Below are 23,914 nucleotides of genomic sequence, written 5' to 3' on the forward strand. Positions count from 1 at the left end.
TATCATAGTTCCAATCCTTCGTCCTAATCTCATAGCAGCGTTTAAGGCTCTCTCCTTCTCCGCTGCTTTTTCTCAATCATAAGCATGGTAGGCTGCCCTATAAAACCTCATCAGCCATCGGGCCATAAAAGCTGGCCACAGCCTGCGAAACATGGCCTCCTCCTCCAACGCCCGGCGGTTATCCCTAATGCAGGCCTTGGTGGTAGCCTCATCATGTACCCGGTAGAACAGCAGAGGACGCTCCACACAGATAAAGCGCCCTGGCTCTCCTGCCAGACGGAGCATATTATCCCAGTCCAGAGCAAAGCTGTAATCACACTGAATCAGAGGCTCTCCCAGCTTCAGCTTCTGGTAAGAGGTGGCAGGACAACAAATGGGATTGCCCAGCATGAATACGGACTTCTTCACCCAGGTTCGGTTATTCAGGGCCGGAATCCTTAGAGGCATACGGAGAAGCCTCTTAACCCAAAGCATTTTATTCCCTATAAGAAGCCTTCCATTCTTCACAATTCCATAGTCCGTTGTGAAAACCGTCATATCAGGATACCTTCTGTAAGCAGCCATCAGCTCCTTTACGTAATCCTTATGATACATGTCATCCTGATGTGCAATGGTCACCAATTCCCCGTCTGCAGCAGCGTATGCGAAATTCCAGTCATCCTTTATACTGCTTTCACCATGGCGTACAAATACCTTAATCCCATACCTCCATGCCAGTTCATCAATATACCGGCTGGGGGTGGAGGTACAGATGATAATGTGGGAGGACCAGGTCTGCCCTTTCAGAGAACGGATGCATCGCTCCAGATAAGGAGAATCCTTGTAGGCACAGATGGAAAACACATGCTTATACTTCATAAAAATGCTCCTCCAGCATCAGGCAGAGGGTGTGGTACACAGGAAGATGAAGCTCCTGAATCTTATAGGTCTCCCTTTCCGGCACCACAATCGCCACATCACAGGCCTTTCCTATCGCTCCTCCGTCCTTTCCTGTCAGACCGATGGTTTTAATTCCTGCCGCCTTGGCAACTGTCACCCCGTACATGATGTTCCTGGCATTTCCAGAGGTGGAAATACCTAAAAACACATCCCCCCTGACTCCATAGCCATAAAGCTGCTGGGCTACGCTCATCTCCCCGTTTACATCATTTAAAAACGCAGTGGTAAGGGCGGAGTGCCCTGTCAGCGCAATAGCAGGCAACCCCCGCTGAAGACTGGCTGCCAGGGCTTCTCCCCTTTCCCCGTTCACTTCCTTTAAGGCTCTGGCAAAAGCCTCCGGCACCGGACGCCGCTTTACAAAGCCCTTCATCAGCTCTCCCACTATATGCTCACTGTCCGCACAGCTTCCTCCATTGCCTGCAATGAGCGCCTTGTTCCCTCCCTCATAGCAGTCCCTTAGAATCTTATAGGCGGCAAGGATATTCTCTTTAACCGCTTCCAGTACCGGATACCGCCCGGTCAGCTCCTTAAGATACTCCATCTCTTTCATAGCTTATCTTCCAGTCCTTTCTTCATTATCACTCATGACGGGAAAGGGTTACGATCCACTTTGCCGCTTCCAGAAGGTCATCCGCATAACAGTCATATATCTGCTCTGCCCCTGTTTTCATATCCTCCTCATGCAGCTCTCTTCCATAGCCAGTACCAACCAGAATGGAAGTGAGGCCATAATTCTTCCCGGCCCTTATATCCAACAGCTTGTCCCCTATCATAAAGGAATGAGCTTTGTCTACCCCAAACTCCCTTTCAGCCAGCTGAAACATGCCGGTTGCAGGCTTGCGGCAGCTGCAGCTCTTTTTATAAACACCGATACCATGAGACGGATGGTGGGGACAGTAATAAAATCGGTCAATGTCTGCTCCCGATTCCCTGAGAATACCGTTCATATAGGTGTGAAGCCTCTTTACATCCTCCTCCGTATAATAGCCTCTGGCTACTCCTGCCTGATTGGTCACTACCACCAGACGGTAGCCCGCCTCTTTTAAGAGGGCCAGCGCCTGGGGCACTCCTGGAAGAATATGCAAATCCTCCGGCCTGTAGAGGTAATGAACCTCTTCATTAATGGTGCCGTCCCTGTCCAGAAATACAATCCGCTCCATATGCTCAATCCGTCCTATATCTCAAACTTGTACGCCCCTTCCGGCATATAAACCTTAACCTGGCGATACTGCCACCGCTCATCATCCGCTACCCAGCTCTGAGCTCCCCTCAGCTCAAAATTCCAATCAGTCAGCTGTCCCCCTGCCTGCTCCATACGGGCAGCCACCTTATGGCGCACGTTATAGGGACAATACATGAGCAGATAGCCTCCGCCCCCTGCGCCCAGCAGCTTTCCTCCCAATGCACCGGCCTTTATGGCCTCCTCATAGAGCATATCGATCTGAGGGCTTGTAATTTTGGCGCTCATGCGCTTTTTGCTCTGCCAGCCATAATCCAAAAGCTTGCCGAAGCTGTGCAGATTCCCCTTTAAAAGCTCGTCCTTCAGGGCATAGGCTAGAGCCTTTACCTCGCACATGGCTTCAAAAGCATCCTTTTTCTCATAATTCTGCACCTGATCCTTGATAATATTTGCAGATACATGAATCTTTCCTGTATAGCAAAGCAGCAGGTTGTATTGAAGTTCGTGGATAATATCCTTCTTAATGCGCAACGGATTCACCACCACATCATCACGACCGTGAAATTCAATGAAGTTAAAGCCGCCGAAGGAAGCGGCATATTGATCCTGATAGCCGCCCTCAATTCTTAAGTCCTGCCGTTCTACCTGATAGGCCAGATCCGCCATTGCATAGGAGTCCATCATGATTCCCCTCCAGCGAGCCATAGCTGTAAGCATTGCCACCATCACAGTGGATGAGGTTCCAAGGCCGGAGCCCGGAGGCGCGTCGCACTGGAGATATACCTCGCAGCCCTCCTTAATATCCATAGCCTTAAGAGCCGCCGTCACCAAATCCAGCCTGCCGTCGTATACGTAGTTTTCACTGGTGTTATATTTGACTGTCATATCAAAATCCAGAGAATGAACGATAATCTGATCGTCCTTTCTTGGTACAATGGAGCAATAAGCATATTTATTGATGGTGCTTCCAATGATAGCTCCGCCCTGCTTCTCACAAAAGGGAGCTACATCTGTGCCGCCTCCCCCAAAGCTGACCCGTAACGGGGCCCTTCCTCTTATTACCATGTGATTTTCCTCTCCTTATACCGAACCCATCTCAGGCAGCCTTTGTCCTGTTTAAGGGTTATATCCTTCCAGCTCTTACGTCCTCCTGGAACTGGAAGTAAGCCTCCGGGATACCAATATCCATAAAGTATCCGTCATTGACGAACCCCCCAAGGCGCTTCCCTTCTGCCAGCCATCCTGGAATCATTTCGTTTTCCAAAGAGACCTTTCCCTCTGGTATCTCCTCCAGGAGACTGCGTTTGAGCAGGTAAATTCCTCCATTGATGGTTCCTGATCCGGCTTGATTGGTTTTCTCATTAAAGCCTGTAAGAATGCCCCGGCTGTCCAGAATGGCCTGACCGTATCTGGACACATCCGGCACCTCCCTGAGAACCAAAGCCATATCCAGGGACTGGCTGTCCATCTGTGAGACCAGACGGGTATAATCAATCTGGTAGAAGGTATCTGCATTCAACACGTAAAACCGCTCCTCTGTAAGAAAGCGCCCTGCATTCTTAACAGCACCCCCTGTACCCAGAGGCGTTTCCTCGTAGGCGTAAAGAGCCTGAAAGCCAAAGGCCCCGCCATCCTTAAAATGCGCCTCCACCATAGAGCCTTTGTAGCCCACTGCAAAAATAATGTCTGTTATGCCGTGGCGGACCAGTTCATCCGTTACATACTCCATAAAGGGCCTTCCCTCAATTAGCGCCATGGGCTTTGGCCGATCACATACTACGCTGCGGAGGCGGGTGCCCAGGCCTCCGGCCAAAAGTACTGCCTGCATATCTGAAGCCTCCTTTCAAGTTTCATTCTATTTTTCCTCCAAGCTCCTGCCATTAGCAAGAAGGCTGCGGCTCCCCCTGCCCTCTTGCTTCTGAGCTCTGCCGCCGCTCATCAGACTTGACGGAAATCTTCCTCAATGATCCGCCATGCGCCGTCCATGCTGTAATTGTGCTTAATATATTCCTGCGTCCTGCGGCACATGCTTTGACAGCGCTGATTATCACAATACAGCCTTACCACTTTGTCCGCAAAGTCTCTTGGCTGGTCTTCAATTTCCATTACTGTGCCTGCTAAGGGTATTCCTTCGGCTCCTGTAGAGGTGGTTACGACTGGAATCCCATTATAGACGGCCTCCACCACCTTTCCCTTGACCCCTGCTCCATACCGCAGCGGAACCACTGCTACTTTGCGGGTTTGATAAAGCCGCGCCAGCTCTTCCTCGCTGACAAAGCCTTTTACTACAATCCCATTTCCAGGCTGCTCCAGCGCCTTAATCTCATCTGTAGCCTTAGAGCCCACCACATAAAACACAATCTCAGGAAGGCGCTGCCGGATGTGAGGGAAGACATCTCTTGCAAACCACAGAACCGCGTCCACATTAGGCAGATGGGCAAAACCGCCTACAAAGAGCAGTCCCTCCCTTCTGGCAAAGTCATCCTGAATATTATCCAGGAACTGATCGTAAACATAAGCGGTAATTGCCTTTACCGGAATGCTTCCGTCCAATTCCCGGATCGCTTTTACCTCCACCTCAGAGGGGTAATAAGAAATCGCCGCCTTCTGCATCATCATTAGTTCAACAGATTTCCAATAATCCGCCTCCCTTTTAATATTGATATCTCCATTCATTTTATACTCCCGTCCCAGCCGCAGGAAATGGAGATCATGCCCATAGTAAATCACCTTGATGCTGGTGTAATCCTTAATATAGTCCACATACTTAGAGGCAATATGAGGACGGTTCAGGTATGCAACGGATATTTCATCCCCATTCTTCTTAAGCCAGTCCCAGATGCCTGCTCCATACTCCTCTCCATAGAGAACCTCAATCCCCATCTGGGTAAGGGCGGTGGTATAAGGCTCCTCATGAAGAAAGTTATCTCCAAGGAACTTCACCACGAATCCATTCTTCAAGAACATTTTCAAATACTGATAGGTGGTCTTGGAGCCCGCGTCCTTGTCAAAGGTAGGCACATAATGATCCACCACTAGGATAATCTGCTTTCCCTGACTGCGCTCCCTGGCGCGGAAGGGATTGGGATTACCTGTATTTACGCTCTGCCCCTTCAACTCCTCCGCCCACTTTTCCTTAAGTTTCCTGCTGTTTTCCACCTGATACCGCTTAAGCCCGGTTCCGTTTACGTCCGTTCCGTTAGAGACTCCCTCAAAATGGATTACCTTGGAGAGAGGCTGGTAAACGACACGGTAGCCTGCCTTTCTAACCTCAAAGGCCAGATCCGAGTCCTCACAATAGGCAGGGGCATACCGCTCATCAAAGCCCCCTATCTGACTCCACAGCCGGCTGGGCAGCAAAATAGCGGCGCCTGATATATAGTCTACATCCTTTACATAATTGTATTCCGCCTTATCAGGATTGTCCAGCCGCCCGTAATTCCAGCCGGAGCCGTCGCTCCAGATGATGCCTCCCGCCTCCTGGAGCCGCCCGTCAGGATACACCAGTTTGGAGCCCACCATACCGATGGTCGAATCGGCTTCAATAAGATTTACAAGGGAGGACAGCCAGCCTTCCGTTACCCTGGTGTCATTATTCAGGAACATAATGTACTTGCCCCTGGCAGCCTTCGCTGCCTGATTGCAGTTGCGCAGAAAGCCCTGATTCGTCTGATTGCGGCATATTACCAGACCTTCCGTATAGCGTTCCAGCTCCGCGGTAGCGTCTGTGGACACATCATCCGCGATAATCACCTCGTAGGTCACATCTGCAGTAAACTCCAGAATGGACTGAAGGCAGGCGTAGGTATAATGAACCTGATTGTAGCAGGGAATCACAATGGAGACCATAGGGCCATCCCATCCCTTCACCCCCTCCTTTCCCACGCCCTCCACTTTTGGAAATACCAGCCTTCCGTGCTTTAAATAGTCCTCCCCTATCTTAAAATCACCCTCAATCTGGTTGCGTCCTTCCTTCGTCATATAAAGCGCTCCGTACCGGAGCGGATGCCGCGCCGACTGAACTGCGTAATTTAGCAGCTTCCGTTTCCTGGTTCCCTTGGGAAATATCTGATTCACCTGATTTCCCAACTTCCTTCTGGCCTTATACACCAAGGCCTCATGACCGTTTAGATAGGCAGCCAGCTTGCCCAGCTCCTCTGTCTCATGGCGCAGGTTTTTGATCGTGAGCTCCAGATTTGCCACATGGTTGTTGGTAAGGCGCTGAACCTCCTGCTCCTTGCGGATCTGGAAATTCTTCTCCTCCACCTCTGTCTGAAGCTGGCTGATACGTTCCCTGGCTATTACAAGCTCCTGATCCAGGCTCTTAAGCTTGTCAAGGGTTGTAACCTTCTGCTGGTAGTGATCCAGATAACCCCTGTTGCTTCCATCATGGACATAGGCCTGGAATGCTTCCTCCATGGAAGCATACACAGCGGCCATATGGCTGCTGACTCCAAATTCCTTCAAAAACCCTTCCAGGGAATCAAAATCCATCCATTTCCCATACTGCTTATAAAAATAAGCCAGGTTCCGGTACTGTACATAATGGGAAGGAACCGGAACGTCAAACACCCACTCATAGTCCAAGCAATAGAGGTGGCTCTCACCATCCTCCTCCACTTCCATCAGATTTTCAAACAGTCCGTCAATGTTGCTGATCCGGTAAGCAGTATCCTGGATGGGCGGTATCTCCCCGAACACCTCCGTAAACTCCGGCGTTACCACAAAGGGACACACCATCTCATCCGCAATAGCAAATACAGCTGCCATAGCAGCTTTAAGGGTTTCCACCGGAGGCTTTCCTGCCGCAAGCTCCGCTCCCAGCTTTTCTGCCAGGGTCATGCCCTTTAGGAAGGGAAAGCGCACCCTTCTCCCATCCTCAGACACAGAAGGACGAAGTGCCCGGACTAAAGGGTTCAAGTGCTGGAGCTGGCCAAACTTTTTGCGAAAGGAGAGGATATGCCAGCTGCCTGCCCCATCCAGAGCTTCCTTCTCCACATACCGCTCCCCATCTTCCTCCAAAATACGTGTACGGATCTGAAACTCAGGCTTTCTTGCTCTGTTATACTTGGTAAAAATCGTTCTCTCCTTCTGTCCCTTTACCGTGCCAATAAAGAGAAAACTGTTGGCAAACCGTCCAAAATCCCCTTCCTCCATCAACATTCCTGACACAGCCTCCTCATCAAAGCAGGCGTATCTGGGTTTGTCAAAGACCCAGGAGGTATTTACAGAATCTCCCCTTCCAGGAAGATAACGATCAGAGTAAATAGACAGAGGGATTCTGTAATCCGGCATAGGATAGTAAACCTGCGTATATTCAAAACCTGCCTCCCCAAAGGCTTTCTTAACCTGCTCCTGGGTAAAGGAGGCTTCCTCCTCATCCGGCTCCCCCCCTGCCAGAAAGCGCAGACCCAAGGTGTTTTCACAGGCAAACACCAGCCGGCCCTGGGGCTTTAGCCTCTGCCTGGCAAAGCTAAGAGCCTCTTTCAGCTTCTTATTCTTATCAAGCCCTAAAAGCACAGCCAGATCAAAGGTTTCTCCCTCTGCCGGATCGCCGTAGACGACATTTTCATGGTCTTTGTTACGCTCCCGGTTTACAGCCAGGTTTTCTTCCCTGTCATCCATCACTGTTACATGGGCGCATTTCTCCGCCAGAACACCCGTAAAAGAGCCGTACCTGGAGCCGATTTCCAGAACCGTCTCCTGCCCGGTGCATTCCAGCCATTCCAGAAGATCACCCCGCATAGGGGATAAGGCATAGAGAACCTCCGGCCTGCTTTCACTGGCCAGAATCTGCCCGATGCCTTCCCTGTCCCTTCCGTATTTTTTAAACAGATCTAATAGCTCATAACTTATATCTTTCATGGAATTCCTCTCTCCATTTTGGGTTCTTTCAGGCTTCCTTCATCCGGCGTCCTACCTGCAGGATATTAATTCCGCCTTCACCTGTGACTCCATGTCGTAAACCCCTACCGTGTTTTTATTAGAGATAACCGTCAGATTGGTCACGTCGTAGAGCCTGTGATACACCACATGCTCTCCCTGCTCAAAGCCGGTACAGCTTATGCTGAGAAGATATTCTCCTCCCTGCAAAGTCATCCTCTGGGAAAACTCTACCAGATACTCGTCTCCGGCCTTCACAGGTTGAATGTCCGCCCCCTCAAACATGGTGTTGGTGCCTGTAAGCTCCGTACCCTTTTTATCCTTAATAGTATAGGTAAAAATCGGGGCCTGTATATCCACATGAAAGCGAATCCGCTCTTTGATGGTAAAGGCTTCGCCCTTTAGCAAAAGGTTCGTGATGCTCCCCTTCTCATCAAACAGTCCTAAATCAACAATCTCCGCCCTTCCATCCCCATACTCCGTCCGGTCAAAGTTGATAGTAAGCTTATCCTTCATAAGTGCTCCTCCGGCTTTTACAGGAGCCTTATCCACCTCTAATCTGCCTGAAGCCTCCGGTGCTTTTATCCTGCTTTGTTCTCCCTGCTCCTCTTTCAGCTCCTCCATCAAAGCATCCATCTGTCCGGCCAATATCTTCTTATATAAATCAACCATACGCCCCGGCTCTCCCTGGGCTACAAACTCTCCTCTGTTTAAGAGAACCACCTTATCACAATACTTGATGATGCTGCCCATATCATGGGTTACCATCAGAATGGTTGTTCCCTTCTTGCGGATTTCCTCCATGCGCCTGTAGCATTTTGCCTGAAAAAATACGTCCCCCACTGACAATGCCTCATCCACGATCAGAATCTCCGGCTCCACATTGATAGCTAACGCAAAAGCCAGCCGTACAAACATACCGCTGGAGTAGGTCTTTACCGGCTGGTATACAAAATCTCCGATTTCCGCAAAATCCAGAATATCCTGAAGCTTGGCCTCCATTTCCTTTTTCGTGTAACCCATCATAGTGCCGTTCATATATATATTTTCAATTCCTGTATAATCCATATTAAAGCCTGCCCCAAGCTCCAGCAGGGCAGATACCTTGCCGTTTACCTGTACTTCTCCGGCAGTGGGGGTAAGCACGCCTGTGATAATTTTCAGAATAGTGGACTTGCCTGATCCATTGGTACCGATAATCCCTACTGTCTCTCCTTTTTTCACCTGAAAGGAAAGCTGATTCAAGGCGTAAAAGTCCCTGTGGTAATTTTTATGGGAAATACTCATGGATTCCTTCAGACGGTCAATGGGCTTCTCATATAACCGATACACCTTCGTCACATCTTTGACATCTATGGCATATTCACTGTCTCTTTTTTTTACTGACATAACACTCTCCATTTCCAAAAACACTCAAGCATATTTCTCCACTTTAGGCATAAGTATAGCATAGAATGAAAGATTTTTATACCTTATAATCTATTTTTCAAAAAAAGTTAAGGAAGTAGTCTATTTATTAGGAGGGCTTACCATTGTTCCGTTATATATTAAATCTTCGAAATAATCTTCGGTGACTTTTGTCACATAACATAACGTCAAAATGTGGTATCCTAATAATCAGAAAGAAAGAACATAGAATACAGATTCAGGAGGTTTATATCATGGCTATAACACATTTAAAGACAAGTGAGTTCGATCAGGCAGTAAATGCAGGCGAGGATTTGGTCGTGGTTGATTTCTTTGCAACCTGGTGCGGCCCCTGTAAGATGCTCTCTCCTGTGGTAGAGCGCATGGCCGAAACCTACAAGGATGTACATTTTTATAAGGTAGACATTGATGAGGAGCCGGAGCTTGCTGAGCGGTTCCGTGTGATGAGCGTTCCCACCCTTATTTATCTGAAAAAGGGCCAGGTTTTAGATAAAAGCATCGGCGTAGTATCTCCCGCTGAGATGGAGAATACAATTAACAAATTAAAATAAAAGCCAGCTTACATGATACCAATATTATCCCTGCTGCTACAGGCGGGACCGGCAGAAGGATACTGTCAAAGATACCATGAAACAGCTGGGGAAGATAGGAATCTTAGATAACGACGAGTGGAAGGCCTGATAAATAAGCCTTCCACTTATTTTATTTGCAGCAATTATGAAAGAAGATTCAGGGCAGGCCCGGTAAAATTAACACCCGCACACGTTTTAATCCCAAAACCCCGCTCTGCTAAAAATCAGAAATTCCTTTCCGCATTTTGGGCATACAATTTCATCCCCTTTCTCAGCCACCTGTTCTTCATAAATTTCCAAGACATTCCCACAGAATCTGCAGCGATCGCCAAACACGTGCTGTCGCCGGTTCATGTCCGTAATCGTAACGATTGTTTTTTCCATCAATCCCTGGGAGGAGGGGCAATGGCTGCATCGAACCAGCCGATTCTCTGCCGAAAAGTCAAAGATCTCCTTCCTTTCCTCCATCTGTCGGATCTGCTCCTGTTGTTCAGCCTCCAGCCCACGGATACTTCGGGCAAGATCCCTGCCGCTCAAGCCGCTCCCAAGGCAAAAGCTTGTCTTATAATCACATGCCGGGCAAGCTGCCTCATACAGTATCCCCATATCTTCCCTCCTTGAAATGCTTCAAAAAAATACATTCTTCTTACACCACCATGGCCAGAACATCCTGACCGAACAGGTTCGCCTGGGCCAGCATAGCCTGTCCCGCCTGGCGGATTATCATCTGCCGGACCAGATATGACATTCCTTCTGCCATGTCCGTATCCCGTATATGGCTCTCCGAAAACTGGATATTTTCAATGGTATTATTCAGGCTGTTGATTGTATGCTCCAGCCGGTTTTGCATGCCCCCCAACTCAGCTCTCTGCATGGAAACCTTATGAATGGCATCCTTCAGAATATCAATAGCGTCCACAGCATCCTGTTGTGTTCCCACATTCATAGCAGCGATCCCTAAACCAGATGAGTCCATGGCCGCAATGTGTACAGTCAAGGTTTCTGTAGGGTCAGAACCGATTTGCAGTTGAAGACCTCCGCCGGGAGTTATCCCATTGCCAGGACTCTTTCCCCCGCCGGGCGCAGTCCCTCCGGCTCCAGCGCCTGTATTTCCTCCGGGGGTTGCAGAACCGGGGGCTGCATTGGGATGGTCAGGGCCAGCTACGCCAGCCTGATTCGCCTGTCCTCCAGATATGACCGTATAGCCATCTGGGTATTCATTCCAAACCTCCGTATAGTCCGTATTTAATTTAAACAAAGGCTGATTTAAATTAACATCCTCTAATAAATTATTCTCCCGATAATTTCCTGTTACCAGGGCCCCTCTACCCACCCCGGCTTCTCCTATAAATTTTCTTACAAAAGAGGCTCCATCCTGGGCGAACCTGCCTTCAAAATCATCAATACCAGAATAGGTATTGTTGGTATTATCTGCAATCGACTGATTCAGGCTCTTACCGCCTCTGACATCATTTAAAATCCGATCCAGCCCTGAGGCTACATCCGATGCTCCCACAGAATTACCGCCAGCAGCCAGATACCCCAGATACATGGCTGCCAGATAACCTGTGGCATACTGAGACGCCGTAGTACCTGAACCCAGCTTATTTTTTCCATCCAATAGGGCTTGAATATCCTTCTCAGACGTACTTCCGCCAATTCGGAGCCAGGACCCTACATCGTCGGCGCCTCCGCCTGCAGCCTGAGCGGTTCCCTCAATAAACCAGCTGGGAAATGCCTCTGTAAATTTCATATTTTGATCTACGCCCGCCATGCCGCCGGTCAAGGCTTCATCCATGAGGGCATGCATCATTTCATGGACAATTGTACTTTCCAGATTCACCCTGCTGACTGGTGTTAAGTTATAATGATCCGCGTCATCCAGGGACAGAAATGATGTATTGACCCGAAGAGAATAGGCTAGATCGACAATTGCCGGCGTACCGCTGATATGGGCGCTTCTCATCATCACGGAAGCCACCGTAGAAGAAGAATCATTTTCGTATACCGATAACCCGATTCCAATGCTTGAATCCTTTAAATACCCAAATGTTTCGGGAAACGTCTCTAAAAGAACTGTTACTGCCTGGGGAACAATCTGTTCTTTTAGCACCGTTTTAAGTGTATTCCACTCTGCTTTCTGGAGGTCTGGATCTGGCGGATGCTGAGGCTTCTGTGTTGTCACAACCTCATGGACAACTTCATCATAAAAAATAATATGGGGCGTACTTGCACCGGCTCCGGCCGCCGCTTTTGTTCCCTTTCTGGAAATCGATCCGTCCAGCAGACGGACACCGTTAAAGCTTGTGCTTCCAGCTATGCGGTTGATCTCATCTTTCAGGGCAGCCACCTCCTTTTGCAGGTTGGCGCGGTCAATGTCATCATCATAGATACCGTTGGAGGCCTGCACAGCCAGGGTAGCCATGCGGTTAAGCATATCCTGAACCTCCTGCAGGGCGCCCTCAGCCGTTGTCAGAAGACAGATGCCGTCCTGTGCATTGTCTCTGGCACGGGCAAGCCCTCGAATCTGATAGCGCATCGTCTCGCTGATAGCCAAGCCGGCTGCATCGTCCGCCGCCCGGTTGATCCGATAGCCGGATGAAAGCTTCTCCAGAAGCTTAGACTCCTGACTGGAAACCAGGAACAGGCAGCGCCCAACCGTCATGGCAGGCAGATTATGCCGTATAACCATAGAAATACTACCACCTTCCTACAAAATGATTGTTATTCATTCTACAGATGTTTCTCCGGGCAGCTCCTGCCCTATATTCATTGCTTTATTCTATCTTCCTTTATCCTTTTGCCAATATCTTCTTTGCCCCCTTGACCTCCCTGTCATACCTACCGCTTAGAATATACCTATATTTGGAGCGGCACCCCCCTGTCTCTGGATTTTGGAACGATTCGTATTGATCCCATTTATTCTGTGTTAATACACATCCCGGTAACAAGAACTGATGCAGGGATGCTATGATGGAGAATATTGTAACATGAAAACCTAAACCTGTGAACCACTTTCATTATTATTTGTTCCGCACCCGCTGATTGAACGCAGCCGGACTTCCCCACCGGGACAGCCTATGAAACCGTGACGCTTCCCTTTACACCGGACAAAACCTGTAGTAAAATCATAAGGAAGCCCTTGTTTATATTGGGTACGGAATTATATTCCAAATCGTCCATCTTGTTTAAGGGGGTGCTTATGGCAGCAAAAAGTAAATCCAAACTTGAAGAGCAAAGCATTTTTGCTTTGGATATCGGAACCCGAAGCATAATTGGCATTGTAGGAATTGTAGAAAACGAACGCTTAAAGGTGATTGCCATTGAGCGGGAGGAGCATACCAAACGGGCCATGATCGACGGACAGATCGAGGATATTGAGCAGGTTGCAAGGCTTGCTCTGGCAGTGAAGAAGCGTTTGGAGAGCAAGCTTGGTTTTCCTCTCACCAGGGTGTGCATCGCAGCAGCAGGAAGAGCCCTTCTGACCCAGCGCGGTTCTTATGAGCTAGAATTTCCTGAGGCCACCAAAATAGGGCCGGAAATCATCAGCCGTCTGGAGGCCGGAGCCATCAGCCAGGCGGAGGAGGCATTTTCCTCCAGTGAGGAAGCCGTTGCAGAACGGCGTTTCTTCCTGGTAGGCTACTCTGTTCTTACCTACACCCTGGACAATTATACCTTTTCCACAATTTTAGAGCACAAGGGCAGGCGTTTGAAAGCGGAAATCATCGCTACCTTTCTGCCCAGCGAGGTGGTGGAAAGCCTCTACTCTGCTATGAATAAAATTGACTTAGAGGTAGTCAGTCTGACGCTGGAACCAATTGCGGCTATTAACGCTTCCATTCCCCGGGAGCATCGCCTTTTGAATCTGGTTATGGTAGATATCGGAGCCGGTACATCCGATATTGCGGCATGCCGGGACGGCGGAATTACCGGCTACACCATGGCTACCCTGGCAGGAGATGAAATTACGGAAGCCTTGATGAAGCACTATCTGATTGATTTTAACACAGCAGAGAAGCTTAAGTTCGGCCTCTCTAATCAGGATGAGCTGACCTTCCATGATATTCTCGGCTTTGAACAGAAGATAAAAGCCCAGGAGGCGCTGGAATGTATCCGAGAACCCCTCCAGTCCATATGTAAGGAGATAGCAGAGCAAATCATAGAGCTGAATCACGGAGCTCCCTCCGCAGTCTTTTTAGCCGGGGGCGGAAGTAAAATGGCTGGGCTTAAGGAATGTATCACGGAATATCTGGGAATGGACAGCAAACGAGTAGCCATTGTGGGAAACAACTTCGCGCTGAGCGCATTTTCCGATGAATATGATTTAAATAATCCGGAATACGCCACGCCCTTGGGTATCGCCGTATCGGCAGGACTAAACCTTATCAACGACAGCTATCGGGTAACCCTGAACGGAAAGCCTGCCAAGCTGTTTAAAAGCGGTGTTTTTACAATTATGGACGTACTTATGATGAACGGCTATGGCTATAAGCATCTTGTCAGCCGCTCTGGCCGGAATATCGTAGTACAGCTAAACGGAAAAAGAACGGTTATACCTGGAGCCCCCTCCTCTCCCGCAGTACTAAAGCTTAACGGAAGCGATTGCGCCATGACCCAGGTGATTCATGCAGGAGATGCCATTGAATTTCAGCCCGCTGTCTGTGGAAAGGATGCCTCGGCAGTTCTTGGCGATATTCTAAAGCCTGGATTGAAAACAGCAGTAGTCAACGGACGTAAGGCCTCTTTCGGAACCGCCCTCCATACAGGGGATGTGATCGTAACTGAGAGTTTTACCGAAGAGAAAGAAAGCATGCCATCAAGAACAGAGGTGGAAAGTCCCGATGGGTATGAAGGCGGCAGGACTGCCAAAGGCTCTCCTGCCCCAGCCCGGAAAGCAAACAGCAATACGCAAAAGGCAGAACCAGAACCAGCGGCAGAACCAGCGCAGGAAACAGTACCAAAGCTACAGACTGCCGTCTTCCCCTCTCAGGCAAATCCAGATAAAGCTGATGGAGTTCCAAATATCCTTCATATCATCTTAAACGATATTCCGGTTACTTTGAACCAAAAAGCAGATGGAACAGCCTATATGCTTATGGACGTTCTCGAACGATCCGGCTTGGACTTTCAGAACCTGTCCAAACCGGTAACTATCACGGTAAACGGCGAAAACGCCGCCTTTCTGCAAAAGCTATGTGACGGAGATGTCATTGTTATCCGCTGCGAGTAAATAGCTGCGCTTTCAGGCTAGATCTGAAACGTCCGTGCTTTCAGGAGCTATCAGAAGGCACGGACTATATGTTTGATTCTTCCATTTTGTAAAACTGCCCACGGCGGATAAGGCCATTTCTTCGATTTACACCCACGCCCCCTTTTCCTTCAGCCACGTTCTCCTCTGCTTATAATCTGGAAGCACCTGTTCAACCTGATCCCAGAACCGCCGTGAATGGTTCATCTCCTTCCTATGGGCCAGCTCGTGAACCACCACATAATCTAAAATCTGCGGAGGCATAAGAATCAGCTTCCAGTGAAAGCTAAGGTTTCCCCGAACGCTGCAGCTTCCCCACCTTGTCCTTGAGGAACGGATGGCAATCCGGTTATAGGAAACCCCCATAAGAGCGGCAAAGTAAGCTGTCCGTTCTGTAAGCTGTTCTCTGGCCTTCTCCCTGTAAAGCTTCTCCAGCTCAGGATTCCTTACATAGCCGGGCTGAGGACGTTTGGCGGCAGACTCCCTCCGTTCCTTGACCAGGAACCATTTCTGGACAATCCATTCCTGCCGCCCCTGAATCAATTCCATCACAGCCTGTTGCGGAAGTCCCTTGGGAACACGGGCAAATACACGGCCGTCTTCCTTAATCTCCAGTCCCATGGTTCGCCGCGGGGAATAAACTACCTGAACCGGAATGGCTCCCTCCCCATCCTCCCTACGCCAGCTTATTTCCACCTTCTGTATCATTCTATCCTCATTTCATTGTTTCCAGCTGCCTTACAGCACATCTGAAAAATGGGGCCTCAGCCGTTTAAAAGTCTTAAGCCCAATCAAAAGAACCACAATGGTAAAGCACCAATAGTAAACCGTCATGGTTGGCCTCTGCCAGAACCAATCCCCGGTCAGCATACTGTCCCTGTATCCCGCCACAATATAGTAAAAGGGATTCAGCTTAAGAATCACCTCAGCCCAGGGAGATTTATCTGTGAAAATATCCTCAATATACATAATCGGGGCCATCCATATGCCAAATTGAAGACAGATTCCCACAATATTAGTCATATCCTTAAAAAATACATTCACCGCGCAGGTGAGATACCCAAACCCCAGAGCCAGCATTGCGGCGGCGAAGGAATAGTACAGCACCTGAACCCAGGAAAGAAATAGAGGTTGTCTGTATACCAGATACAGCAAAAACATAATTACCATAAAAAACCCGTGAACCAGCACACAGGAAACAAGCTTGATAATAGGCAGTATTTCAACCTTGAATACCACCTTTTTCACGAGATAGCTATATTCCTGCAGGCAGCCGGTTATACAGTTAAGCGCCTCGCTGTAGAAAAACCAGGGAACCAGTCCTGGCACCAGCCACACCACATAATCCGCGTTAGGTATAGGAGGAGTGGTTCTCATACCATATTCGCCGAATATAAACCAGTAGATAATTACAGTTACCAGGGGCTGCAAAAACATCCATACTACGCCAAAATAAGAGCCTACAAACCGCTTTCTGAAATCAGCTTTGGACAAATCCCATATCAGCCTTCGCTTCTCTATAATCTCCTTCAACAGAGACAGTACATAACTCATAAGCACGATTTCCTTTTTCTTTTTCAGGTATAGCTAGAACTTAAAGGTATCCTTAAGCCCTCCCCACTTTGTATCCTTTTCTGAAATAATCAGCTTCATCCCAGCTTCAACTGGCCACTGAATCCCTATATCCGGGTCGCTCCACAAAAGGCCGCCTTCATCTCCCGGACGGTAAAAATCAGTGCATTTATAAGCAAACTCTGCCTCCTCCGACAGAACTAAGAAGCCATGGGCGAAGCCCTCAGGAATATAAAACTGCTTTTTGTTCTCTGCGGACAGCTCTACCCCAAACCACGTTCCATAGGTCTCAGAATCTGCCCGCAGATCCACAGCCACATCAAACACAGAGCCGCGGATGACCCGAACCAGCTTTCCCTGAGGATATTGCTTCTGAAAATGAAGCCCTCTCAGAACCCCCTTCACTGACATGGACTGATTATCCTGAACAAAGCTCATATCCAGCCCTGCTTCCTCAAAGTCCTTCTGATTATAGGTTTCCACAAAATAGCCTCTCTCGTCCTTAAACACCGTCGGCTCAATCACATAAAGCCCCTTAATGCCGCAGGGCGTCACCTTAATCTTACCCATCTTTCTTCACTCCTATCATTCCGGGGCCTTTTACACCACAGTCCCAGTTCCTCTTTTATCCACATCCATCAGGCAATTCTATCACTTTATCCACTCTCTGGCAAGCCCTTATCCACTCTCTACTCTGGATTTGTTCCCTGCTGTCTATAGCCGAAATCATTCCATTTTCAGGAAACCCGCAAACATACTATACTAAAAATTCTCAAAGCCACATATACATCCAGCCCTATCATCACATACAGCAGAGTTCCGTCATTCCAATCCGTCCGCACCACATGGTCATTTTTAAGGGTCAGCAGAAGCATAGGGAGAATGGGCAGCAGATATCTCCCCTGAACCCCGTTAATCACAGACGAGCCCACAGGCGTCCAGGCAAGCAGCATGGAAAACATCAGGGCTCCCAGGCAGCTAAAGCCCAAAAGCCATATCCACCCCCGGCCCTTCATACTTATAAAAAGAGGCTCTCCGGGTTTCCTGAGAGACAGCATAACCAGAATAGCCGTAAGCCCTAAGATAACCACATAGGGCGTATTCAGTACGTGGTCCATATTTCCCAGCGCTCCGCCGATCATGCCGGAATACAGCTGCTCCCCCTGCCACATCAACGTATTATAGCATAGCTTCAGCACCAGCAATGGGGTTCTGATTAACTGACCAAAGGTATAGCCCGGAGCTTCCGCCCAGTCTACATACCCGGCATACCCACTTGCCGGGTTGGTGTAAAGAGCCACGGTTCTGCCGTTTACCAGCACCATAGCAACCGCAAATGTCCCCAGCACAGCTGCAGCTGATAATACCCAGCTTTTCCAGCTGCCGAATTTTTTCACAGGAATCAAAAGGCACAGGCCTGCCACGATTCCGTACACCATCTTACAGGGCCCCATAACACCCATAATAACAGCTAAAATCAGCACATCCTGCCATCCCACCTGTTTCTTCCTATACGCCAAATCCAGACATACAGCCGTAAAATATGAGCACAGCGCAATCAGAAGCACATCATAGGAAAAGGAGGAAGCCAAATGAAGCGTCATAGGCAAAAGAGCCACCCCACAAAAAACCTCTTTTCCAAAAGGCAGCCGCCGAACCGTCAGGCAGCCCACAGCTGTAAAAAACAACAGATTAAACAGCCGTCCCATATAAAGAAGCCCCAGACCTCCCAGCCCTAAAAGCTGTCCCGCAATCAGTCCCAAAGCCTGAGGCACATAAGCCAGGGGAGTTGTCCTCACAGGAATTTGATAGGAAACTGCACGCCCGTTCTCCCCGGTGCTCCTTATGCCACGTTCGTGTATGGTACGATACGTATCCTCTGTCAGCTCCTGTCCCAGAATCACGGCCTGCTTGCGCTCTTTATTTTCCCCAGAGGGCTGAACCTCTTCACGATCCCTGTAACCGCTGCCGTCGGGTTTCAGCACATCCTTCAAATCCTCAATGAACCGATCCTGCTCCCGGATATATACCCGGATGCCGTCCTCATAGTTGGGCTTTCCCATCATGCGGTTTGCAAGCTGATAGGAGGTAATATAATGACTGACCTCATCGGGCGCGGACAATGGCGGCAGCACAACCAGATACATAAGCCCCAGACCAAGGACTGCCCCTGTAAAGATAAGCTCCAGACTCCATGTCCTTTTTATAAATATCCCATACCCCAGGACTCCCAGCATCGCCGCAGCCCAAACCATAAGCCCGCCGTACCAGCCATAGAGCCACCGGTCTCCAGAGGCCCTGACCCCGTTCCCCACATCCGTCAGATGCCAGACAGCAAGGAGCAGAGCCAAGGCTCCCACACCAACCCAGATCCGCAGCCGGCTCCCACTTTTTCCATGGGAGCCAACCGGGGCTGCCTTTCCCTTAAAGCCTGTCTGCCGTCCCTGTTCTGTCCTTTCCACTGCCCCGGCCTTTAGCTTCCCATTTCTATCTGACATCTGCGTCCACCTCTGTCTCCTTCAACAAGCTCAAAAGCCGTCCCTCCAGCTCCTCCCTCTCCTTCTCAGAAAGGGCAAGCATCTGAACCAGCTCCTTCTGCCTGCTCTCCAGCTCTGAAACCTGGAGCGTCATGCCGAACACCTTTACCATCAGAAGAAAAATCATAAACAGGAACAGAAAGTTCGGGGTAGAATATATTCCCAGCAGCCCTGCGCAGGCGTCTGCCAATGAAGGGAACAGAGAAAAAACCACCAGTATCAGGGCCATAATCACCCAGAACATGGCTGCCTCTATCTGCACCTTGGCCTGCCGTATCTTCCGCATCATAAATGCCATTGTCGTCAAAGAAACCATAACCAAAATACATCTGAATATAGGTGTCATCATAGTAGCGTGTCCTGCTTTCTTTTGTTTGCGTTATTTCCAATATTCCTTATTCATGCTGCATTTTATAACCAGCGGCCTTGGCAGCGCCCGGTAACATTTTCCCAGGCGGTAGCCCATGTACTTAAATCCGCTTTTGACGATGAGCCCCGGCACCAGCCAGGGCCTTCGCTGACTCATAAGATACCTGGCCGTCTGCCTTACCAGGCGAAGTCCCTCCCCTTCTGCATGAATCCCCCCGAATACCTCCGGGTGGTCAGCCTGGGATACAGCCAGATCAAAATTGCGGTGAAACTGGGCCATACAGCCCAGATTATGGGAATGTATCACCCTGGCATCCCCAACATAGGCAATAGCATAGTCATCCTGTAAAACCGCCCTGCCAGCAAATATCATGTCCTCATTAAAAATAGTCCGGCTGATAAAGCCCCCCTGAAACCAGAATTTTTCCCTGTCGTAGGCACAGCACACATTGGAAGCAAAAAAGGTTTTGATTCCAAGCCTGGGCAGATCCGCCTTTGTCTTGATACAGCTCCCCTCCGGATAGTTAAAAGCCCTGGTATACCGCTCTGTCAGGGAACAGTCCTTATCCGGCAGCTGACGGGCATAGGCCATAATCACCGACTCTCCCAAGGGGCCTCGTTTCTCAAAGGCAGCCGCTAAACGCTCAATTAAAAACTCGTCCGCAGGCACCGCGTCGTCGGTCATAAACACCATGATCTCCGCCCGGCTGTATTTGGCGCCTTTATTCCTGGTTGCGCCGTGGTCAAATTCAGCCTTGGAAATATGATGAACCTCCAGCCTTGGGATTCCCTCAAACCCTTTATCATTCCAGTATGCCTTCTCTGTATTCATCACAATGATCCGCCTGATGGGATAGGTTTGAAGCTCCAGCATTTTCAAAAGTCTGGAAAACTTCTTACCCGGCCTGTAGGCGGGGATGATCACATCCACCCTCTTAAGATGCTTTTGCCCCGGCGCCCTGCTTTTTTCTTCCTCCATTACCCACATACTCCTTTTTCTCCTGCTGGAAGGCTTTGGCCGTCAATGTGCCAAACCCCAGCGCTAATCCTGTCATCAGCAGCAGATAACAGCCTGCCGCACCATCAATTCCAAATTTTGACACCAGTATACCTGACAGAAGGGCAGCTGCCACAGCCGCTCCCAGATACACCGCAAATATAGCCCTCTGCCTGCGCATAATCACAAGGGCATAATACATAAGATTTGCCAAAGCATAGAAGCCTCCTCCCAGCACAATCATAAGGAAGGGGATGTAATGAGGCTTTAACATCCCCAGATAATCCTTTCCCAGAAGCTGCTCCATCACAGCCAGAGCCCACCGTCCTAAAAGGGAAGCGGCGCCTACTGCCAGAGCCGTGAGCCCCATAATCATTCCCCCAATGCGTACAAGCTGGCCCCTAAAGCATTCAAAATCGCGTTCCCCCCATAGAGCTGAAAGCTTCGTGAGAAAGGGACGGATTACAAAGTTTGCTACCATATAAATAACAGAGGTAGGCATAAAAATCAAGTTAAAATACCCGGAGGCAGCGTCATTCATCCTGGCATCTATAGCATACTTGGCTGCAGAAAATACATAAAAGTCCAGAAATACGGATACGAAGAGAAAGCCTGCGCTGTGAAACAGCCTTCTGTTTTTCCCTTTCCCCCTCTTCCAGCTAACGCCCGGAAGAGCGTGAATCACATCCAGATTAAAGAGCGCCACTCCCAAGGCCTGGGCTGCCACCGCTGCCATGCAGGCCAGCAGCAGCTGCCCGAATACTGCCAGCACAGTCAGTAAGATGCATACCGACAAAATGGTTCGGAAAAAATTGGACTTGCCTGTCAGATACAAGCTTCCCTGCCGCTGGAATTCTGACTCATATACATCAGCATACCCATCTATTACCTTGTATATTACAAGCAAAAGAAGAATCATGGATTTCTCTGCCGTATATTGTCCAAAGGCCTGCATAAAGACAAGAAAGGCAGCCCCTGCCGCCAATGCTCCAAGACAGGTGAGCCTTCTGTGCTCCAGATAATCCCCGAAGGTATACTCACCTGTAATATCGGTTATCTGGAAGGGCCTCAGCCCAAAATAAGCCACAATAAACATCTGCTGGCCCAAGGTGGAGAACCCAAAGGAGAAGATTCCCCCCTCATCCTCACCGGCCATCCGTATGACCAGAAAGGACAGTACCATGCTGGCAAATGCGTAGACAAAGCTTCCCGCAATGTTCCAGGCCACGTTCTGCCGCTCAATGTTTGAACCCTTATATAATAAACCCTTTGTCACATTTTTCATTTCTTCTCTCCAACTCCGGAATGCACTGCCCCAATGCTCCTTCCCAGAAGCGTCCCCTTCTCCCGCATATCACCCTCTCTACCGCCTTTTTCTGAAATTCTGGATCAGAAGTATGGACAGCAGCATTCTGAGCATGTAATGGGCAGCAGTAAAGGGCTTTAAATAGCTTTCTCCCTCCAGACGTTCATCGATGATGACAGGAACCTCCGCCACTCTGGCTCCCTGCTTGATAAGAAAAGATACTGTATCCGGTTCAGGACCGTAATTTAAATTAAGGGCAAACTCCTCGATCATCCTGCTGCTAAAAAGCCTCATGCCAGAGGTAGGATCTGTTACCTTTACTCCAGTGGTCAGCCGTATCGCAGCCCCGATCATGCGGCTTCCGATCATTCGCATGGACCAGTCCTTTCTTTTTGTGAGAAACCGGGAGCCGATGACAATATCATAGCCCTCCTCCATCTTCTTTCTCATGGCTTCGATGTATTCCGGCCTGTGCTGCCCGTCCCCGTCAAACTGGATGGCATAGGAGTAGCCCTTCTGATAGGCATATTTCATCCCTGCCTGAAAGCAGCCTGCCAGTCCCAGATTCACTGGAAGATCCAACAGATTATACCCCTTCTCCCTGCAAATCCTCCCAGTGCTGTCCCTGGAGCCGTCGTTTACCACCACATAGTCCAGCTGTGGAAAACCTTCTACCAGCTCATTCACTACCTTTTCAATATTTTTTTCCTCATTAAACGCCGGGATTACCAGCAGTACCTTATTCATACGCGCTCCTGCATATTCCTGATTATATCGCAAATCCGTTCCACGTCCTCCAGCGCCAGATCTGCATAACAGGGCAGAGTCAGCACCCGGTCTGCCATATAGGCTGCCACCGGCGTAGCCTTAGAGGAATATTTGCCTTCAAAGCACTGGAAATCACTGGTAAGAGGATAAAAATACTTTCTTGGATAAATATTGTGCTGTGTCAGAACCTGATATACCTGATTCCTGTCAGCCGCAAATCCGTCAAACACCACCGGGAAGTAAGCATAGTTTGGAGTCAGTCCCTCTTTATAGAACGGCAGCTTCAACCCGGAAACCCCCTTTAAGCGCTCCTGATAGCGCTCCACAACCCTCCTGCGCTTTTCAATCTCCCCCTCCAGATGCTTCAGATTACACAGGCCCATAGCGGCCTGAAACTCGTTCATCTTAGCATTTCCGCCAACCCAGACCACATGCTCCTGATCTACAATTCCATAATTTTTCAGGCAGTTAAGCCTGTGCCTCATCCATTCCTTTCCAAAAACCACTGCCCCGCCCTCAATGCTGTTAAATACCTTGGTTGCGTGGAAGCTGAATATACTGGCATCCCCGAACTCCCCCACGCACTTTCCCATATACCGTTCTCCAAAGGTGTGGGCCGCATCGTAAATCACCTTAAGTCCATACTTTTTGGCAATGGCTTCAATGCGCTCCACATCGCAGATATTTCCGTAGACATGGACAGGAATAATCCCCGAGGTCTTATCTGTAATAAGGGCCTCCAGCTTGTCCACATCTATGGTGTAATCCACCGGATTAATATCGCAGAATACCGGAGTCAAATGATTGCGCACAATGGCATGGGTGGTGGAAGCAAAGGTGAATGGGGTGGTTATTACCTCCCCGGTAAGCTCCAGGGCCTGAATCGCCATCTCCAGAGCCATGTGTCCGTTAACAAAGAGAACCAGCTTATCCGTACCCATATAATCAGCCAGCTCTTTCTCCAGCCGCCTGTGGAAATCTCCCATATTAGTCAGCCATGCGCTATCCCATATGGGCTTAATCATCTCGATATACTCCTCATAAGAGGGAAGTGAGGCTCTGGTAACCAGTATCTCTCCTTCTTTATCCTGTTGTCCGCTCATGCAATTATCCTT

Annotated in this window: 20 protein-coding genes; 2 read left to right on the plus strand and 18 right to left on the minus strand. The window is 49.2% G+C overall.

The genetic code is table 11. The features are described 5' to 3' along the window. Positions 1 to 72: 72 nt before the first annotated feature. From FYJ39_RS04400 to FYJ39_RS04430, 7 genes are all read right to left on the minus strand, one after another. On the minus strand, positions 73 to 858 hold the full coding sequence (locus FYJ39_RS04400) for a glycosyltransferase family A protein (protein WP_154471240.1): 786 nt from the start codon (positions 856 to 858) through the stop codon (positions 73 to 75). Further along, positions 848 to 1,480 carry a D-sedoheptulose-7-phosphate isomerase gene (locus FYJ39_RS04405; RefSeq protein WP_407923828.1) on the minus strand — a complete coding sequence of 211 codons (633 nt, stop codon included), beginning with the start codon at positions 1,478 to 1,480 and terminating at the stop codon, positions 848 to 850. The genes FYJ39_RS04400 and FYJ39_RS04405 overlap by 11 nt, the downstream gene beginning before the upstream one ends. A 37-nt stretch (positions 1,481 to 1,517) precedes the next feature. Continuing rightward, the gene (gene gmhB / locus FYJ39_RS04410; protein ID WP_154471242.1) at positions 1,518 to 2,099 is read right to left on the minus strand and encodes a D-glycero-beta-D-manno-heptose 1,7-bisphosphate 7-phosphatase; all 582 of its coding nucleotides are present in this window, start codon (positions 2,097 to 2,099) and stop codon (positions 1,518 to 1,520) included. 14 nt (positions 2,100 to 2,113) lie between these two features. Further along, a complete protein-coding gene (locus tag FYJ39_RS04415) occupies positions 2,114 to 3,184 on the minus strand; it encodes a GHMP family kinase ATP-binding protein (RefSeq protein WP_154471243.1) in 1,071 nt (356 codons plus the stop codon). 58 nt (positions 3,185 to 3,242) lie between these two features. Then, a complete protein-coding gene (locus FYJ39_RS04420) occupies positions 3,243 to 3,947 on the minus strand; it encodes a nucleotidyltransferase family protein (protein WP_154471244.1) in 705 nt (234 codons plus the stop codon). Positions 3,948 to 4,057: 110 nt separating this feature from the next. Beyond that, the gene (locus tag FYJ39_RS04425) at positions 4,058 to 7,984 is read right to left on the minus strand and encodes a glycosyltransferase (RefSeq protein WP_154471245.1); all 3,927 of its coding nucleotides are present in this window, start codon (positions 7,982 to 7,984) and stop codon (positions 4,058 to 4,060) included. A gap of 51 nt (positions 7,985 to 8,035) precedes the next feature. Beyond that, complete coding sequence (locus FYJ39_RS04430; RefSeq protein ID WP_154471246.1) at positions 8,036 to 9,391, minus strand: ABC transporter ATP-binding protein; 1,356 nt, start codon at positions 9,389 to 9,391, stop codon at positions 8,036 to 8,038. A 272-nt stretch (positions 9,392 to 9,663) separates the two neighbouring features. On the opposite strand from FYJ39_RS04430, the gene trxA reads away from it, so the two are divergent. Then, positions 9,664 to 9,981 carry a thioredoxin gene (gene trxA, locus FYJ39_RS04435; RefSeq protein WP_154471247.1) on the plus strand — a complete coding sequence of 106 codons (318 nt, stop codon included), beginning with the start codon at positions 9,664 to 9,666 and terminating at the stop codon, positions 9,979 to 9,981. Positions 9,982 to 10,197: 216 nt separating this feature from the next. On the opposite strand, the gene FYJ39_RS04440 is transcribed toward trxA, so the two are convergent. Then, positions 10,198 to 10,608: a hypothetical protein gene (locus FYJ39_RS04440; RefSeq protein WP_154471248.1), complete on the minus strand. Its 411-nt coding sequence runs from the start codon at positions 10,606 to 10,608 to the stop codon at positions 10,198 to 10,200. Positions 10,609 to 10,648: 40 nt separating this feature from the next. After that, on the minus strand, positions 10,649 to 12,694 hold the full coding sequence (locus FYJ39_RS21460; RefSeq protein ID WP_154471249.1) for a flagellin N-terminal helical domain-containing protein: 2,046 nt from the start codon (positions 12,692 to 12,694) through the stop codon (positions 10,649 to 10,651). A gap of 510 nt (positions 12,695 to 13,204) precedes the next feature. On the opposite strand from FYJ39_RS21460, the gene FYJ39_RS04450 reads away from it, so the two are divergent. After that, positions 13,205 to 15,232 carry a cell division protein FtsA gene (locus FYJ39_RS04450; protein ID WP_154471250.1) on the plus strand — a complete coding sequence of 676 codons (2,028 nt, stop codon included), beginning with the start codon at positions 13,205 to 13,207 and terminating at the stop codon, positions 15,230 to 15,232. A 126-nt stretch (positions 15,233 to 15,358) separates the two neighbouring features. On the opposite strand, the gene FYJ39_RS04455 is transcribed toward FYJ39_RS04450, so the two are convergent. The 9 genes from FYJ39_RS04455 to FYJ39_RS04495 form a co-directional block, all read right to left on the minus strand. Next, positions 15,359 to 15,958, minus strand: coding sequence for a M48 family metallopeptidase (locus FYJ39_RS04455; RefSeq protein WP_154471251.1), 600 nt, complete (start codon positions 15,956 to 15,958; stop codon positions 15,359 to 15,361). Positions 15,959 to 15,988: 30 nt separating this feature from the next. Continuing rightward, positions 15,989 to 16,804 (minus strand): ABC transporter permease, encoded by an 816-nt coding sequence (locus FYJ39_RS04460; protein ID WP_154471252.1) that lies wholly within the window; start codon positions 16,802 to 16,804, stop codon positions 15,989 to 15,991. Between the two features lie 33 nt (positions 16,805 to 16,837). Next, positions 16,838 to 17,392, minus strand: coding sequence for a dTDP-4-dehydrorhamnose 3,5-epimerase (gene rfbC / locus FYJ39_RS04465; RefSeq protein WP_154471253.1), 555 nt, complete (start codon positions 17,390 to 17,392; stop codon positions 16,838 to 16,840). A 167-nt stretch (positions 17,393 to 17,559) separates the two neighbouring features. After that, on the minus strand, positions 17,560 to 19,320 hold the full coding sequence (locus tag FYJ39_RS04470) for a DUF2142 domain-containing protein (protein WP_154471254.1): 1,761 nt from the start codon (positions 19,318 to 19,320) through the stop codon (positions 17,560 to 17,562). After that, on the minus strand, positions 19,310 to 19,708 hold the full coding sequence (locus FYJ39_RS04475; protein WP_154471255.1) for a DUF2304 domain-containing protein: 399 nt from the start codon (positions 19,706 to 19,708) through the stop codon (positions 19,310 to 19,312). Before FYJ39_RS04475 ends, FYJ39_RS04470 begins: the two co-directional genes overlap by 11 nt. A gap of 30 nt (positions 19,709 to 19,738) precedes the next feature. Continuing rightward, positions 19,739 to 20,707, minus strand: coding sequence for a glycosyltransferase family 2 protein (locus FYJ39_RS04480; RefSeq protein ID WP_235919735.1), 969 nt, complete (start codon positions 20,705 to 20,707; stop codon positions 19,739 to 19,741). Beyond that, the gene (locus tag FYJ39_RS04485) at positions 20,664 to 22,010 is read right to left on the minus strand and encodes a lipopolysaccharide biosynthesis protein (RefSeq protein ID WP_154471257.1); all 1,347 of its coding nucleotides are present in this window, start codon (positions 22,008 to 22,010) and stop codon (positions 20,664 to 20,666) included. Before FYJ39_RS04485 ends, FYJ39_RS04480 begins: the two co-directional genes overlap by 44 nt. A 78-nt stretch (positions 22,011 to 22,088) precedes the next feature. Further along, positions 22,089 to 22,778, minus strand: a complete 690-nt coding sequence (locus FYJ39_RS04490) for a glycosyltransferase family 2 protein (RefSeq protein ID WP_154471258.1) — start codon at positions 22,776 to 22,778, stop codon at positions 22,089 to 22,091. Further along, entirely contained in the window at positions 22,775 to 23,902 is a 1,128-nt protein-coding gene (locus FYJ39_RS04495) for a DegT/DnrJ/EryC1/StrS family aminotransferase (RefSeq protein ID WP_154471259.1), read from the minus strand. The genes FYJ39_RS04490 and FYJ39_RS04495 overlap by 4 nt, the downstream gene beginning before the upstream one ends. Between the last annotated feature and the right edge of the window lie 12 nt (positions 23,903 to 23,914).

The organism is Clostridium porci (assembly GCF_009696375.1).
GTDB lineage: Bacteria > Bacillota > Clostridia > Lachnospirales > Lachnospiraceae > Enterocloster > Enterocloster porci.